Genomic DNA, 14,506 nt, shown 5'->3' with positions numbered 1-14,506 from the left:
CGACGATCAGCGGGGGCCTGGCGCGATGCCTCGAGCGCCGCCGGCCTCGGGGACGATCCGCCACTCGGCGTCGACGGCGACGAGGAAGAGATCGACCGTCGCCGGGTCTCGGTACGCTGGTTCGCCGCCACCTTGCTGACCGCCTTGTGCGGCACCTTCCTGATGGGTGGCGCGGTCTATGCCGCGCTCGAGGGCGAGCACCGCTTCGCGCTGATGCCCGAGAAGGTCCGCGCCGCCATCCGCGGCGCGCTGGCCGCCGGCGAGCGCCCGTCCAATGCCGCCCGCAAGGGCGATCGCATGTCGCTTCTGGCCGAGGCCTCGAACGCGCGCCAGACCTTCCGCGTCTCCACCACCACCAAGATGGGCGACCGCGAGATCATCAAGGTGCGCCCGTTCACCCGGGTCGCCGCCAACCTCGCCATGACGGCGACCTCGGTCTCCTCCGACATTCCGCGCTACAATCCCACCCAGATCGTCTCCGAATCCATGAAGGACGAGGAGTCCGCCGCCCAGGCCGAGCCCACGGGCGAGGTCACGGTGGTGATGCGCGAACTCTCCCAGGTGCCCGGCAGCACCAAGTTCGGCGCGCCGACGCCGATGGAGAGCGTGCTCATCAAGGTGCGCGAGGTGGCCGAGCTCGCCCGCCTGCAGCCCAATCCGGGCCTGCCCGCCGCCATCACCGGCGCGCCGCGCTTCTCGCCCTCCGCGCCGTATCTCGCTTATGCGGTGGAGGGGGACGGCCTGCTGGCGGCGCCCGCCGGCTCGGACAATGTGAGCTTCGTGCCGAAGACCTCGACCGAGACCTCGGGCGGCAACGACTGGTCCGAGCGCACCGTGGTGGTGAAGAAGGGCGACACCATCGTCTCCATCCTCGCCGATAACGGGGTGGCCGAGCCGGAGGCCCGCGCGCTGGCGGCGGTGTTCGGCCGCGGGCGCGACGGCACGGTGAACGACGGCCTGCGCCTGCGCCTGCTGCTGCAGGAGAACGAGCAGAAGAAGGTGCAGGCGCTGCGCGTCTCGATCTTCTCCGATGCCGGCCACGAGGGCACGGTGGCGCTCTCCGACCTCGGCCGCTACGTTTCCGTCGCCGAGCCGTCCGAGACCGAGATCGCCGGCGTCTCCGAGGAGGTGGACGACGACAGCGGCCCCGGCATCCGCCTTTATGAGAGCATCTACGAGACCTGCCTGCGCAACGACGTCCCGCGCACCGTGATCGCCGACATCATCCGGGTCTATTCCTTCGACGTGGATTTCCAGCGCCGGGTGCGGCCGGGCGACAATTTCGAGGTGCTGTTCTCCGACGACGGCACCAGCAGCAACGAGGTGCTCTACGCCGCCCTCACCATCAATGGCGACCAGCGCCGCTACTACCGCTTCCAGACCACCGACGACAGCCTGATCGACTATTACGACGAGGACGGCAAGAGCGCGAAGAAGTTCCTGGTGCGCAAGCCGCTCGCCGGCGGCGTCATGCGCTCGCCGTTCGGCTATCGCCGGCACCCGATCCTCGGCTATTCGAAGCTGCACACCGGCGTCGACTGGGCCGACAGCGTCGGCACCCCGATCTATGCCGCCGGCAACGGCACCATCATCTACGCCAACTGGAAGTCGGGCTACGGCAAGCACACCGAGGTCCAGCACGCCAACGGCTACGTCACCACCTATTCGCACCAGTCCGGCTTCGCCAAGGGCATCCGCCAGGGCGCCACCGTGCGCCAGGGCCAGCTGATCGGCTATATCGGCTCCACCGGCCTGTCGACCGGTCCGCACCTCCATTACGAGGTGAAGATCAACGGCAGCTTCGTCGATCCCATGCGCATCAAGCTGCCGCGCGGGCGGGCGCTGGACGGGCGCTTCCTCGCCGAGTTCAAGAAGGAGCGCGAGCGCATCGATGCGCTCCTCAACCACGCGCCGGTGCCGCCCAAGGTGGCTGGCATCGCCGCGACCGGGCGCACCAGGGCCGCCAGCAACTGAGGCCGGCAGCGGATGCGCGGCGGCATGATCCCTTCCGGGATACCGCCGGCGGGCCCGCCCGGGAGCGTCCTTGAAAATTCCCTGACCGCAGGCGTTTGCGGCCGCCGGGGGGCCACAAACGGCCACACTTCGAGCTTGACCTTGGGAGCGGTTGAGCTACCGCTGCAACCGGGCACTCCGCCCCTGCACTCCCCGCCCAAAGGAAAGCCCCATGAGAGGCTTCGCTCATTCGCTCGCCTGCGCCCTCCTGCTGACCGCCGCCGTGCCGGGCCTCGCCGCGGCCGACCCGCTCGGCGACTATGTGGCCGCCCGCGACAAGGCCATCGCCCAGTCGCTCGCCGCCGCCAAGGCCGACAAGAGCGGCGACGAGGCGGTCATCAAGCGCGAGGAGGCCGCTATGAAGGACCTCGCCAAGCGCCTCGGGGCCGTGCTCGGACCGCTGAAGTTCAAGGGCCTCGGCGCGCCGACCTATTCCCTGCACGTCTTCACCTACGACGTCGACGCCCCGACCCACCAGCTCGACGGGCTGGCGTTCGCCGACAAGGACTACAACACCCGCATCGTGGTGACGCCGGAGAGCGTGTTCCAGGCCTGGCTCGCCGCCCGCGCCAAGGACGAGGGCGCGCCGGCCGCGCTCGGTGCGGGCGTCAAGGCGGCTGCCGGAGCGTCGGAATTCTATACCAACGCCCTCGTCTTCGACGGCGGCTTCTACCAGCCCTACGTGGAGCTGCCCGTGGCCGCGGCGCCGGGCGAGACCGCGGTCGCCATCCTCGGCCAGCAGGTCGACGAGCCGCCCGGCAACACCCCGCCGAACGACATCGCCATCGTCCGCATCGCCGACGGCAAGGCCATGGTGGGCTACGCCGTCGCCAAGCTGGACATCAAGCCCATCGCCGCCTGCGACGCCGTGTGGAAGCCGTTCAAGGCCAAGGCCGACGCGCTGCAGAAGCAGGTGGAGAAGGACAATAAAAGCGAGGACCCGCGCTGGGACCAGATCAGCGCCATCAATGACGAGGGCTCGGCCGCCTACCGCGACTGCTTCGCCAAGGCGGCGCCGACCCAGCCCTTCTTCGCCGCGGCGGTGAAGCGCGCCGAGGCCTTCCTCGCCACCGCCCGCGGGCAGTGAGCCGCGCCGGGGCGCCCGCGCGCCCCGCCGCTGGAGCGCGGTCCGATCCGGCCGGCGCCGGCCCGCGCCGGCCGGCCGCTCCATTGCCTTTTGGCCGGCGCGCCGGGATGATGCCGGCTCCCGCTTCCGCCGTTACGAGCCCCGCGCCATGAACCTTCCGGCATCCAGCCTGCTCGCCTGCGCCCTGCTTTTGTCCGCTGTCCCGGCCGCCCAAGCCGGCCCGGCGGAGGACTACATCGCCGCGCGCACCAAGGCGACGGCGGCGGTGGACGCGGCGGTGAAGGCGGGCAAGAGCGACGCGCAGGTCGGCAAGATCGAGGACGCCGCCCGCAAGGACCTCGAGACGCGCATGGTGGCGCTGGTCGGACCGGTGCGGTTCGCCGGGCTCGGCAAGACGCCGCAATTCTCGCCCGAGACCTTGCGGCGCGACGAGCTCGGCTCGGATTCGCCCGACGGCCTCGTCTTCCTGGACGAGAGCGGCGCCACCTACGTGCTGGTCTCGCCCGAGCCGGTCTTTGCCGACTGGCTCAAGGCGCGGGCGGCGGACGAGGGCGCGCCGGCCGCGTTGAAGGCCGGCCTGCCGGCGGCCACCGGCGACGAATTCTTCTACACGCTGACGGTGGGCCGCGACGCCGCCTTCTCCAATTATGCCGCGCTCGCCCCGCAGGCCGGCCCAGGCGAGCAGGTCGACGCCGCGCTCGGACTGTTCTCGCAGGACGTGGCCGGCACCACGCCGCCGGACACCATCGTCGTCACCCGGATCGCCGACGGGCGCGTGACCATCGGCTCGGCGGACGCCATGGCGCAGGCTCCCGACATGCCCGCCTGCACGGCCGCCTGGACCGCCGCCTCGGCCAAGGCCGACGCGCTGCTGGAGGCGGCGCAGAAGTCCGGCAAGGAGGACGATCCGCGCTGGGGCGAGGGCTTCAAGGCCCAGGACGGGGCCTCCAAGGCCTACCGCGCGTGCTTCGCCAAGGCGGCCGCCGGCACCCCCTTCCTCGCCCAGGCGACCAGGCGGGCGGAGGAGCTGCTGGCGGTGATGCGGGGGAAGTGAGGGGCCGCCCGTCCTAAGGTTATCGCGGCTGCCAGAAATCGGCCGCCGCGGCGGGAAGGGCGGCGAGCGCGCGGTCGAGCACGCGCTCATCCATGTTGCGCCGCAGGGCGGCCGCCACGTCGGCGATGGCGGTCTCCGGCGCGAAATTGTGGTGCCGGCGCAGCGCCTGCACCTCGGCCGTCAGCGCCCCCCGATCGGTGAACGCCCGCCGCGGCTCGGCCGGGTCCCACTGCGCCACGAAGATGGCCCGCAGCACCGGCGGCAGCACCCCGGCAAAGCGGATCGCCTCCTCCAGCGACAGCCGCCGCCGGAACACGCGCAGCACCCCCTCCACCATGGTGTAGGCCTGGTTGCGCGTGCCGAGGCCGGCGGTGTCCCGCGCATCGGCGAGGAAGCGGTCGAAATCCTCGGTGGCGTGCTGGAGGTCGAGGGGGATGGGCATGGGAACGGGTCACATGAGAATGTGGAAATCCGGCGATCGCAGAAGCTCCCCCGCTCGTGCGCCGACCGCCGCCGACCGCCCGGGCGCCTTCCTCACCCCCGGCGGCTTCCACCTCCCCTTGCCGGCCGGCAGGATCGAGGGCGGCGTCTCCTTCGACCAATAAAGGCGCATCACCAGATAGATGGGGCCGTCCGGGGCGGGCAGCCAGTTCGCCTCCTTGTCCGGGCCGGGGGTCTTGTTCTGGATGTAGAGGGTGAGCGAGCCGTCGGCGTTGCGCTTCAGGCCGGGCAGCATCGGGGCGTTGATGAGGTAGCGATCGATGGGGGCAGTCGCGTCTTGCCGCCGACGGCCAGGATCTTGAGGACATGACGCTTGGACAACATGGTGACCATCTCTTTGCGGAAGGAGTATCGCTGCTCCCGGAAACGCCGCGATCCTAGCTTGGCCTTGGCCGCCTGTCGCGCGGCACAATTGCCCGGCGCGCTCGCAAGCCATTGGCTTACGGGCAATGTTCGCCGGGCCACAGACGAAAAAGGCCCCCGGCGCAACCGCCGGGGGCCATTCCTCTCCGAGGCGCCATCCGCCCCGGCCCATCCTCACGCCGCCTGGTCCACCGGCCCCGCCTCGCTGGCGAAGGTGAGGTGGCCGTCGGAAAGGCCGATCTTCACCTTGGCGCCGTCGAGAATCTCGCCGGCGAGGATCTTCTCGGCCAAGGGGTCCTGCACCAGCTTCTGGATCGTCCGCTTGAGCGGGCGCGCGCCATAGGCCGGGTCGTAGCCCTTGTCGCCGAGGAAGTGCCGCGCCTCGGGCGACAGCTCGATGGTGATCTTGCGATCCTCCAAGAGCCTGCGCAGCCGACCCATCTGGATGTCGACGATGACGTCCATCTGGTCCCGCTTGAGGCGGTGGAACATGACGATCTCGTCGATCCGGTTGATGAATTCGGGGCGGAAGTGGCGCCGCACCGCCTGCATCACCAGATCGTAGGCCTCCTCGTCCGAGACCACCTGCTCGCCCTCCTGGCCGGGCACCTTGAAGCCGATCGGCTGGCGCGGGTCGGCCAGATATTCGGCGCCGAGGTTGGAGGTCATGACGATGAGCACGTTGCGGAAGTCGACCGTGCGGCCCTGCCCGTCCGTCAGGCGCCCATCGTCGAGCACCTGGAGCAGGACGTTGAACACGTCCGGATGGGCCTTCTCCACCTCGTCGAACAGCACCACCTGGTAGGGCCGGCGCCGCACGGCCTCGGTCAGCGCCCCGCCCTCGTCATAGCCCACATAGCCGGGAGGCGCGCCGATGAGGCGGCTCACGGAATGCTTCTCCATGTATTCCGACATGTCGATGCGCACCATGGCGGTCTCGTCGTCGAACAGGAATTCGGCCAGCGCCTTGGTGAGCTCGGTCTTGCCGACGCCCGTGGGGCCGAGGAACAGGAACGAGCCGATGGGCCGGTTGGGATCCTGAAGGCCGGCGCGCGCACGGCGCACGGCGGTCGAGACGGCGGCCACCGCCTCCGCCTGGCCCACCACGCGCTTCGCCAGCTCCAGCTCCATGCGCAGCAGCTTCTCGCGCTCGCCCTCCAGCATCTTGTCCACCGGCACGCCGGTCCAGCGGGAAACGACGCCGGCGATGTGGTTCGGCGTCACCGCCTCTTCCACCATCTGGCCGGCATTGCCCGCCTTCTCGATCTCGGCGAGCTTCTTCTCCAGCTCCGGGATCACCGAATAGGTGAGCTCGCCCGCTTTCTGGTATTCGCCCTGGCGCTGCGCCGTGGCGAGGTCCGCCCGCGCCTGGTCGAGCTTGGCCTTCACGGTGGTGGCCTCACCGAGCTTGGCCTTCTCCGCCTTCCAGCGCGAGGTGAGCGCGGCGGCGCGCTCTTCCAGGTCCGCCAATTCCTTCTCGGAGCGCTTCAGGCGGTCCTTGGAGGCGGTGTCGGTCTCCTTCTTCAGCGCCTCCTGCTCGATCTTGCGGCGCATGATCTCGCGGTCGAGGCTGTCGAGCTCCTCGGGCTTGGAATCCACCTGCATGCGCAGGCGCGAGGCGGCCTCGTCGACGAGGTCGATGGCCTTGTCCGGCAAAAAGCGGTCGGTGATGTAGCGGTTGGAGAGCACCGCCGCCGACACCAGCGCCGAATCGGTGATGCGCACGCCGTGGTGCAGCTCGTACTTCTCCTTCAGCCCGCGCAGGATCGAGACCGTGTCCTCCACCGTCGGCTCGGCCACGAACACCGGCTGGAAGCGCCGGGCGAGGGCTGCGTCCTTCTCCACATGCTTGCGGTACTCGTCGAGCGTGGTGGCGCCGACGCAGTGCAGCTCGCCGCGCGCCAGAGCGGGCTTCAGGAGGTTGGACGCATCCATGGCGCCGTCGGTCTTGCCGGCGCCGACCAAAGTGTGCATCTCGTCGATGAACAGGATGATGCCGCCTTCAGCGCCCTCGACTTCCGAGAGCACGCTCTTCAGGCGCTCCTCGAACTCGCCGCGATATTTCGCGCCGGCGATCAGGGAGCCCATGTCGAGGGCGAGCAGGCTCTTGCCCTTCAGGCTCTCGGGCACGTCGCCGTCGACGATGCGGCGGGCGAGGCCTTCCACGATCGCGGTCTTGCCGACGCCGGGCTCGCCGATGAGCACGGGATTGTTCTTGGTGCGGCGCGCCAGCACCTGGATGGTGCGGCGGATCTCCTCGTCGCGGCCGATCACCGGGTCGAGCTTGCCGTCGCGCACCGCCTGGGTCAGGTCGCGGGCATATTTCTTCAAGGCGTCATAGGCGTTCTCGGCGGTGGCGCTGTCCGCGGTGCGGCCCTTGCGCAGCGCCTCGATGGCGGCGTTCAGGGTCTGCGGCGTGGCGCCGGCCTTGGCCAGGATCTTGCCCGCATCGGTGTCCTTCTCGATGGCGAGCGCCAGAAGCAGCCGCTCCACCGTCACATAGCCGTCGCCGGCCTTCTTGGCCGCCTGCTCGGCGGTCTCGAACACCTTCGCCAGCTGCTGGCTCAGATACACCTGGCCCGAGCCGCCCTGAACCTTCGGCAGCTTCTTGAGCGCGGCCTCCACGTCGGCGCGCACCAGCGTGGGATTGCCGCCCGCGCGCTGGATCAGGCCCGAGCACAGGCCCTCGGGGTCGTCCATCAGCACCTTCAGCAGGTGCTCGGGGGTGAATTGCTGGTTCCCCTCCCGGACCGCCAGCGACTGGGCCGACTGGACGAAGCCGCGCGCGCGCTCGGTATAGATCTCGAAATTCATGTCTCTCTCCTCCTTCCCGCGCCGGCCGCCTTCGACGAAGCACGGCGGCACGCTGGGGCACGGCACCGGTCTGCCGGCTGCCGCCGCGCGGATGGCCACACCCGCGCTTGGGCTCATGTGGGTGTGGCCCGGCGGCAACGGAAGGGGGCCGGCGGCCCGGCGATGGAAAATCTCGCCGCCGGGCGGCGCCGTCATTGATCTGACCCCGGCCCCGGCGCGCCGGCCCGCGGGACGGGTGGTATCGGGACCCCTGACGCACAGACACAAAAGCTTCGGAATGCGCGGCTATAAGGTCACGCCCTCGCGCGGCCGCGCGCTCCGGGGGAATGATGGCGTGTGCCCAGGCGAGGCTGTCGGGCACTCCTGGGAGGACCACATGTCGAGCTCGGCCGAACCGCACCGCATCTACAACGTCCTGTTCCTCTGCACCCACAATGCCGGCCGCTCCCTCATGGCCGAGGCGATCCTCAACAAGGACGGCGCCGGCCGCTTCCACGCCTTTTCCGCCGGCACCAATCCCGATGCGCAGGTCCACCCGCTGGCGGTCGAGACGCTCACCCGCCTCGGCTATCCCACCGAGGGCCTGCGCACCAAGAGCTGGGACGAGTTCTCCGCGCCCGGCGCCCCGCACATGGACTTCGTGTTCACGGTCTGCGACGACGCGGCGGACGAGGAATGCCCGGTGTGGCCCGGCCACCCCATGACCGCGCACTGGGGCATCGAGAATCCGGCCAAGGCGTCGGGGGGCGAGATCGACCAGGCCGCCGCCTTCACCCAGGCCTTCCGCCACCTGAAGAACCGCATCTCGGTGTTCGCCAATCTGCCGCTCGCCAGCATCGATCATCTGGCTCTGGAGATGCAGCTGAAGGAGATCGGCATGATGGAGGGCAACACCCGCCCGGCCGCCGCCGCCGGCTGAGCGCGGCCGCGCGCCGGCCGCGCGGCTTGCCTCCACGCGCACCGCGCAAAGGGTGGCGGACCCGGTCTCGGGCCTTGCCCCGCCGCTTCGGCCGTGACCAAATCGGCGCGCCAGCCCCGCGACCGGGGCGCGATTGGGGGCGCCCATGATCGAATTCGGTCCGAACCTCTTCGTTCTCGTCCTGCTCGTGCTCGCCGTCGCCGTGGTGTTCTCGGGCGTGAAGACGGTGCCGCAGGGCTACCAGTTCACGGTCGAGCGGTTCCGCCGCTACACCAAGACGCTGTCGCCCGGCCTCAACCTCATCGTGCCGTTCATCGACCGGATCGGCAACAAGGTGAACGTCATGGAGCAGGTGCTCGACGTTCCCACCCAAGAGGTCATCACCAAGGACAACGCCACGGTCTCGGTGGACGGCGTCGCCTTCTACCAGGTGTTCGACGCGGCGCGCGCCTCCTACGAGGTGGCGCAGCTGGACCTGGCGATCCTGGCGCTGACCATGACCAACATCCGCACCGTCATGGGCTCCATGGACCTCGACCAGCTCCTGTCGCACCGCGACGAGATCAACGTGCGACTGCTGCGCGTGGTGGATGCCGCCGCCGCGCCCTGGGGCATCAAGATCACCCGCATCGAGATCAAGGACATCGTGCCGCCGGCCGACCTGGTGAACGCCATGGGCCGGCAGATGAAGGCCGAGCGCGAGAAGCGCGCCATCATCCTGGAGGCCGAGGGCCAGCGGCAGTCCGAGATCCTGAAAGCCGAGGGCCAGAAGCAGGGCCAGATCCTGCAGGCGGAGGGCCGGCGCGAGGCCGCCTTCCGCGACGCCGAGGCGCGCGAGCGTTTGGCGGAGGCGGACGCCAAGGCGACGCAGATGCTCTCGGTGGCGATCACCGCCGGCGATCCGGCGGCGCTCAATTACTACATCGCCGAGAAGTATGTGAAGGCGTTCGAGACCATGGCCGCGGCGCCGAACCAGAAGGTGGTGCTGATGCCCTATGAGGGCACGGCGCTGCTCTCCTCGCTCGCCGGCATCGGCGAGATCGCCAAGGGGGCGTTCGGCGGCGCCCTCGGCCCCGACACACCGCGCGCCGGCCCCGGCGGGCGGCCGGCGGGCCGGGCCACCGGCCCCTTCACCCCGCCGGCGGAGTGAGGCCGTGGGCTTCCTGACCGATCTCGGGCCGTGGACCTGGTTCGTGCTCGGCGGGCTTTTGCTGCTCGCCGAGATCGCCGCGCCGGGCGCCTTCCTGCTGTGGCTCGGCATGGCCGCTTTGGTCACGGGGGTCCTCGCCTATGTGATCGACCTCAATTGGCAGACCGAGGTGCTGGTGTTCGCGGCGCTGGCGGTGATCGCGGTGCTGGTGGGCCGGCGCATCTCCCCGGCGCCGGGCAAGGCCTCCGACCGGCCGTTCCTCAACCGGCGCGCGGAAGGCTTCATCGGCCGCCAATTCGTGCTCGACGAGCCGATCCTTGCCGGGGTGGGGCGGGTGCGCATCGACGACACGATCTGGCGCATCGAGGGCCCGGACACCTCGGCCGGCGAGACGGTGACCGTCGTCGCCATCGACGGCGCGACGCTTCGGGTGGAGCGGGTGTAGGGGGGGTGGTGCCTTTCGGCCATCTAGTCATAGACGGGCACGTGTTGGCGCACCGTGTCAATCAATCCCTCAACAATATGAGGTTTGGCTAGGTCGCACTCCCAGATGACGATCACCGTCCATCCTTGCTCGCGAAGCGCCGCTTGATTGCGCTCGTCGCGCGCGACATTGGCGTCAAATTTCGGTCCCCAGAAATTCAGACGAGATTTCGGTGCTCGGGTAAGTTTGCAGGCTGGATCCCTGTGCCGGTGCCAAAAGCAGCCATGCACGAAGATTGCGATCCGGCGAGAGCGGAACACGATGTCCGGCCGGCCCGGCAGATCCCGCGCCTGCAGCCGAAACCGTAGTCCCGCCGCATGCAAGGCGCGGCGGACCTTCAGTTCCGGCTTGGTGTCCTTGCCACGGACCCGCGCCATCTGCGCGCTGCGGGCAGGGTCCACATGGTCAGTCGTCGTCCGGGCCACCAGCCTCGTCCTCGCTCGGTCCAGGGACATCCGCGAGAGGCGACCTGTCAGGTAGGCTAAGATCGCCACTATCGTCCTGGCGAAACGCGGCCAACATTTCCTCGAGCAGGGCCGCGTGATCGGTTCGCGGCGGAAATTTGTCAAGGATCGCATTGATCCTCACAGCGACTTCCTCGGCGGTCGCGTTGTCGACCAACTGCTCGTCGAGCGCCCAACTGCGACCCGGATGGACGACATCCCACGGCGATCGCTTGTTGCGCCGCGTGTTCGCGGCGTCGCCGTGCTTGCTCATTCCCCAACAGGCCTTGGTGTCGGAATTCCATACAGGCCAGAACATGCGGATGAGATGACGCTCCGCGACCAACTGCGCGTTGGTAGCGCACACCAGACGGCGGCATTTGAAATCAGCCAGCCGAATGGGATGGAGCCCAGGCGGCAGGCCATTCTCGGCTGCGTACTTTTCCGCCGTGGAAATGGTGCCGGCGTGCTCGATCAGGCGGCCGGTGAGCCTAGGCCCCTGCTCCCTGGCAGTGCTCGCGTCCCCGTTGCTGGGATCGGCCTTGCCCACGTAGATCGGCGTCTCGGCCCCGGAGATCCGCGCGTAGAGTGGGTGGTCTCCGCTGTAATAAATGGCGTAGACGCCGGATCCATAGGCCGGCTTGACGGCGCCGAGCGAGATCATCGGCTGCGCAAGCAGCGCCAGGGAAACCATCCGCCCAACTGTCTTCGGATCGGAAGGATCAAAGGTCGTGAGCGGCGTGCTCACGGGATCGGCCTCGCTTCGCGCCTTCTCGACCGCTTCGAAGTGACGCGAGAGCCCGTCCCTCACGCGCCTGACAGTCGCCGGTGATGGGTCGGCCTTTGCTGCGGCGATGACCTGGGACAGGGCCGAATTCAAGGCGGCTAGAGCGATCTTGTCAGGCGACTTAGCCACTAGAACGCGCTTCGTTCGCGAAACCAACCAGGTGAGCAAGCTCGCTCAGAAGATGATGTTCCGTAGCCATCTACCCGCAGCTTCCCCCAATTGAGCGGGAACCGCGTTCCCCAGCTGACGCATACTCTCCGACCAGCTCCTGGGAAACAAGTAGTCATCTGGCAGTCCCACCAGCCGCGCGGCTTCCCGCGTGGTGAAGTACCGAACTGACCCGTCGTCGCGGACCATCATGTTCTCACCGCCGGGCACACCATGATCTCCCGCCTTGAGTGCCTTGGCAGGCCTATCAAGCGGGCTACCTGTATGTCCGGGATAAATCCGGGCGCCGGGTTGGAACACGTGATTGCGGGCGCCATCAGGCTCGCCGAGCCCCTGGATGGCGTCGCGTACCGTGACCCAGGGGAGTTTTGAGGGAGCGACGCCACATGCCTTAAGGTCGCGAACACGCGCGAGATCCCGCGCGCAGCTCGGCGCGCGCTTGCCCAGGCCGTGACGCTTCCAATAGTCGCCGGTCACGAACTGATCCCAGAGCAGCCGGTCATGCGAGTGGGTCGGTGGCATGCTGATCAGCGTCACATTCGCTCGATCGCGAACGCCGAAAATAAGAACCCTGTGGCGGATCTGCGGGGCTCCATAGTCCGCTGCGTTCACCACCTGCCAGGCCACTTGATACTCAGGTTTGCCGCGCGCACGCATGAGCCGCCCGAGATGTTCCTCGTGAGTCTCACCCGTCTCTCGCGTCAGAGCTGGTCTCGCTAAGTGACAAAGCACCCATTCAAGATAACTGCGGAACTTTGGCCCAGCTATGTTGCGCACATTTTCGAACAAGAAGCCCTCGGGCGCGGCCTCGCGTATGGCGCGGACTGCCTCAGGCCACATGTCGCGGGCGTCGTCCGCCCCCATCTTCTTGCCACCGATGCCGAACGGCTGGCAAGGTGGTCCACCCGACACAACGGCAAGTTGACCGCGCAAGGGTTCCCAACAGATGTCCCGCACATCGGTCTTCTCAACCGGCCAATGGACTACGTGCTCTATGGCGCGCGCCTTGTTGTGCTTGGCCGTCTCGACTGCATCGAAATCGAACTCAGCCATCAAGACATGGGAGAATCCCGCTCGGGACATACCCAAGGCGAGACCCCCGCAACCGGCGAACAACTCAGCGCTGCGCATGGTCGCCTCTGAATTCGAAGGGTAGTTGAGGCCCCCCGTTGGCCTCGTCAAGAAATCGTTCGACAGCTCGGCGGACGAGCCAGGCCACCTTCACGCCTTCGCGCTCGGCGAGGCGGTCAAGCTGGAGCTTCTGCGCGCGCGACAAAGTGGTCGTGACACGCTCGGCGTCCTTGCCGTCCTTGCCCAAGTTCCGTCCTCCGCTGCAATCCGCGGCGTTCCGCGGCAACGCATCAACACTGCCTCTCATCTCCGCCTTTCGCAACGGTTAATGTCCCGGCCGAGAACAAGAACATATAGAGAACATCAATGGTGGTTGTACGCCGAATTCGGTGAACCGCAACAGTGAACTCCGGTCCCCTGCGGACACTCGGGAGCGGACGTCGCCCAAATTCAGCGATGGGGCATCACCGACCCCATGGAACCGCATCGCGCCCCCCCCATAGCCCTCCCCCCACCCCCCAAATAAAACAGGGCGCCCGGCATCGCCGGGCGCCCCGTCCCTCTCACGTCGCTTCAGCTCACTTCAGGAACAGCGGCACCTCGCCCGGCGTCGCCTTGAGCTTGGCGGCGGCGTCGCAGAAGTCCTTCTTGTCGCCGTTGCCCTCGGCCAGGAACAGGCCGAAGCGGGCGCCGAAGGCGACCAATACGGCGGCGCCGTATTCCTTCTCCTGGCGCTCGTCGAAGTCCTTGTCGGTGCTGGTCAGGACGCCGGCGATGCCCTTGCCGAACCCCTCCGTGTCGAGGCTGTAGCCGTCGCACACCCGCACCACCGCCGCCTGGAAGGCGAGGTTGTTGAGCGCGGTGTATTGCGGGCCCGAGAGCAGGCCGCCCTCGGATTCCAGAAGGTCGTTCCAGGCATGGTCCATCCGGTCGTCGTCCGGCAAAGCGGCACCGGAAGGGGCGGCGCCGGAAGGGGCGGCGCCCGACTGGGCGAAGGCGGGCGCCGCAGCGGTGGCGCAGAGGGCGAAGGCGACGAGCGCGCCGCGCAGGGGCTTGAGCATGATCATGGTCTCAGTTCCTGCCATACACGCGCCAAGACCAATCGGCGGCATAGGCGCCGCCGCCGTAATAGCAGGCCCGCTGGCCGGGATAGCACACCACGTTCGCGGCCGGGGAGAACGCCGCCGGGGCCACATAGACCGGCGCCGGCGGGGGGCCGTAGACATAGGGGTTGCGGTGGGCGCTGTCGGCGATCGCCGCGCCGACCGCAAGGCCGACCACGCCCGCCGTGATCGCGGCGGCGGTCGAATTCATGCGCGCCGCGCTCGGCGCCGCCTGCACCAGCACCAGCGCCGGCGCCAATATTACGGCGGCAAAGATTTTTGCTCTCATTGTCGTCCATCCATGCTGCGACTCTACAGTCGAGGCCATTCAACGCACAATTGTTTGAACAATCAAGCGTGCCGCAAGCGGCGGCGGCGCCGGTCTTCAACGCTGGCGCGCACAAGAAGGCAAATGGCCGATCTCAGGTCGTGTCCCGCGGGCCGCCGAAATGCCGCCGAGCTGGCCAAGGCAGAGCTTCAGATCAGGAAAAGCGGGCCCCGATCCGGTTCGTTGAATTGATCTAATCTATGAAAATGCCGTTGAATTAT

At 68.3% G+C, this 14,506-nt stretch carries 14 protein-coding genes and 1 pseudogene (1 of these 15 cut by a window edge); 6 read left to right on the top strand and 9 right to left on the bottom strand.

The features are described from left to right. The 3 genes from ABLE88_RS14895 to ABLE88_RS14885 form a co-directional block, all read left to right on the top strand. Positions 1-1,974, top strand: the 3' portion of a protein-coding gene (locus ABLE88_RS14895) for a peptidoglycan DD-metalloendopeptidase family protein (RefSeq protein WP_348832470.1). Its footprint begins 9 nt before the window's first position; 1,974 of the gene's 1,983 nt are visible here — the last part of the coding sequence; its start codon lies off the left edge, out of view; the stop codon is at positions 1,972-1,974. A 211-nt stretch (positions 1,975-2,185) separates the two neighbouring features. Continuing rightward, the gene (locus ABLE88_RS14890) at positions 2,186-3,100 is read left to right on the top strand and encodes a hypothetical protein (RefSeq protein ID WP_348832469.1); all 915 of its coding nucleotides are present in this window, start codon (positions 2,186-2,188) and stop codon (positions 3,098-3,100) included. 148 nt (positions 3,101-3,248) lie between these two features. Further along, a complete protein-coding gene (locus tag ABLE88_RS14885) occupies positions 3,249-4,154 on the top strand; it encodes a hypothetical protein (protein ID WP_348832468.1) in 906 nt (301 codons plus the stop codon). A gap of 19 nt (positions 4,155-4,173) precedes the next feature. On the opposite strand, the gene ABLE88_RS14880 is transcribed toward ABLE88_RS14885, so the two are convergent. The 3 genes and pseudogenes from ABLE88_RS14880 to clpB all read right to left on the bottom strand — a co-directional run bounded on the left by ABLE88_RS14880 (position 4,174) and on the right by clpB (position 7,832). Further along, positions 4,174-4,596: a DUF2267 domain-containing protein gene (locus tag ABLE88_RS14880; protein ID WP_348832467.1), complete on the bottom strand. Its 423-nt coding sequence runs from the start codon at positions 4,594-4,596 to the stop codon at positions 4,174-4,176. Between the two features lie 87 nt (positions 4,597-4,683). Continuing rightward, positions 4,684-4,920, bottom strand: a pseudogene (locus tag ABLE88_RS14875) (DUF1214 domain-containing protein); the annotation flags it as partial. Between the two features lie 272 nt (positions 4,921-5,192). Further along, the gene (clpB, locus tag ABLE88_RS14870) at positions 5,193-7,832 is read right to left on the bottom strand and encodes an ATP-dependent chaperone ClpB (protein WP_348832466.1); all 2,640 of its coding nucleotides are present in this window, start codon (positions 7,830-7,832) and stop codon (positions 5,193-5,195) included. Positions 7,833-8,208: 376 nt separating this feature from the next. On the opposite strand from clpB, the gene ABLE88_RS14865 reads away from it, so the two are divergent. From ABLE88_RS14865 to ABLE88_RS14855, 3 genes are all read left to right on the top strand, one after another. After that, positions 8,209-8,751 carry an arsenate reductase ArsC gene (locus tag ABLE88_RS14865; RefSeq protein ID WP_348832465.1) on the top strand — a complete coding sequence of 181 codons (543 nt, stop codon included), beginning with the start codon at positions 8,209-8,211 and terminating at the stop codon, positions 8,749-8,751. Positions 8,752-8,896: 145 nt separating this feature from the next. Then, a complete protein-coding gene (locus ABLE88_RS14860) occupies positions 8,897-9,901 on the top strand; it encodes an SPFH domain-containing protein (protein ID WP_348832464.1) in 1,005 nt (334 codons plus the stop codon). 4 nt (positions 9,902-9,905) lie between these two features. Next, positions 9,906-10,346, top strand: coding sequence for an NfeD family protein (locus tag ABLE88_RS14855; protein ID WP_348832463.1), 441 nt, complete (start codon positions 9,906-9,908; stop codon positions 10,344-10,346). 23 nt (positions 10,347-10,369) lie between these two features. Here ABLE88_RS14855 and ABLE88_RS14850 read toward each other — a convergent pair whose 3' ends face one another. From ABLE88_RS14850 to ABLE88_RS14825, 6 genes are all read right to left on the bottom strand, one after another. Continuing rightward, on the bottom strand, positions 10,370-10,810 hold the full coding sequence (locus ABLE88_RS14850) for a very short patch repair endonuclease (RefSeq protein WP_348832462.1): 441 nt from the start codon (positions 10,808-10,810) through the stop codon (positions 10,370-10,372). Beyond that, positions 10,791-11,576 carry an Eco29kI family restriction endonuclease gene (locus ABLE88_RS14845; protein ID WP_348832461.1) on the bottom strand — a complete coding sequence of 262 codons (786 nt, stop codon included), beginning with the start codon at positions 11,574-11,576 and terminating at the stop codon, positions 10,791-10,793. The genes ABLE88_RS14850 and ABLE88_RS14845 overlap by 20 nt, the downstream gene beginning before the upstream one ends. Positions 11,577-11,789: 213 nt before the next feature. Then, entirely contained in the window at positions 11,790-12,866 is a 1,077-nt protein-coding gene (locus ABLE88_RS14840; protein ID WP_348832570.1) for a DNA cytosine methyltransferase, read from the bottom strand. A gap of 34 nt (positions 12,867-12,900) precedes the next feature. Next, positions 12,901-13,101 carry a ribbon-helix-helix domain-containing protein gene (locus ABLE88_RS14835; RefSeq protein WP_348832460.1) on the bottom strand — a complete coding sequence of 67 codons (201 nt, stop codon included), beginning with the start codon at positions 13,099-13,101 and terminating at the stop codon, positions 12,901-12,903. Between the two features lie 331 nt (positions 13,102-13,432). Next, positions 13,433-13,921 (bottom strand): hypothetical protein, encoded by a 489-nt coding sequence (locus ABLE88_RS14830; protein ID WP_348832459.1) that lies wholly within the window; start codon positions 13,919-13,921, stop codon positions 13,433-13,435. 4 nt (positions 13,922-13,925) lie between these two features. After that, positions 13,926-14,246: a hypothetical protein gene (locus ABLE88_RS14825; RefSeq protein WP_348832458.1), complete on the bottom strand. Its 321-nt coding sequence runs from the start codon at positions 14,244-14,246 to the stop codon at positions 13,926-13,928. Between the last annotated feature and the right edge of the window lie 260 nt (positions 14,247-14,506).

Source organism: Xanthobacter luteus (assembly GCF_040049235.1).
Lineage (GTDB): Bacteria > Pseudomonadota > Alphaproteobacteria > Rhizobiales > Xanthobacteraceae > Xanthobacter.
Note: the sequence above shows the minus strand (reverse complement) of the source record. Positions and strands in the feature narration are given on the sequence as shown.

Bases quoted from the DNA above. Each gene is read 5' to 3' on its own strand.
- ABLE88_RS14865 (WP_348832465.1), top strand. From the start codon at position 8,209: ATGTCGAGCTCGGCCGAACCGCACCGCATCTACAACGTCCTGTTCCTC.
- ABLE88_RS14830 (WP_348832459.1), bottom strand. From the start codon at position 13,921: ATGATCATGCTCAAGCCCCTGCGCGGCGCGCTCGTCGCCTTCGCCCTC.
- ABLE88_RS14880 (WP_348832467.1), bottom strand. From the start codon at position 4,596: ATGCCCATCCCCCTCGACCTCCAGCACGCCACCGAGGATTTCGACCGC.
- ABLE88_RS14825 (WP_348832458.1), bottom strand. From the start codon at position 14,246: ATGAGAGCAAAAATCTTTGCCGCCGTAATATTGGCGCCGGCGCTGGTG.
- ABLE88_RS14885 (WP_348832468.1), top strand. From the start codon at position 3,249: ATGAACCTTCCGGCATCCAGCCTGCTCGCCTGCGCCCTGCTTTTGTCC.
- ABLE88_RS14860 (WP_348832464.1), top strand. From the start codon at position 8,897: ATGATCGAATTCGGTCCGAACCTCTTCGTTCTCGTCCTGCTCGTGCTC.
- ABLE88_RS14890 (WP_348832469.1), top strand. From the start codon at position 2,186: ATGAGAGGCTTCGCTCATTCGCTCGCCTGCGCCCTCCTGCTGACCGCC.
- ABLE88_RS14840 (WP_348832570.1), bottom strand. From the start codon at position 12,866: ATGTCCCGAGCGGGATTCTCCCATGTCTTGATGGCTGAGTTCGATTTC.
- clpB (WP_348832466.1), bottom strand. From the start codon at position 7,832: ATGAATTTCGAGATCTATACCGAGCGCGCGCGCGGCTTCGTCCAGTCG.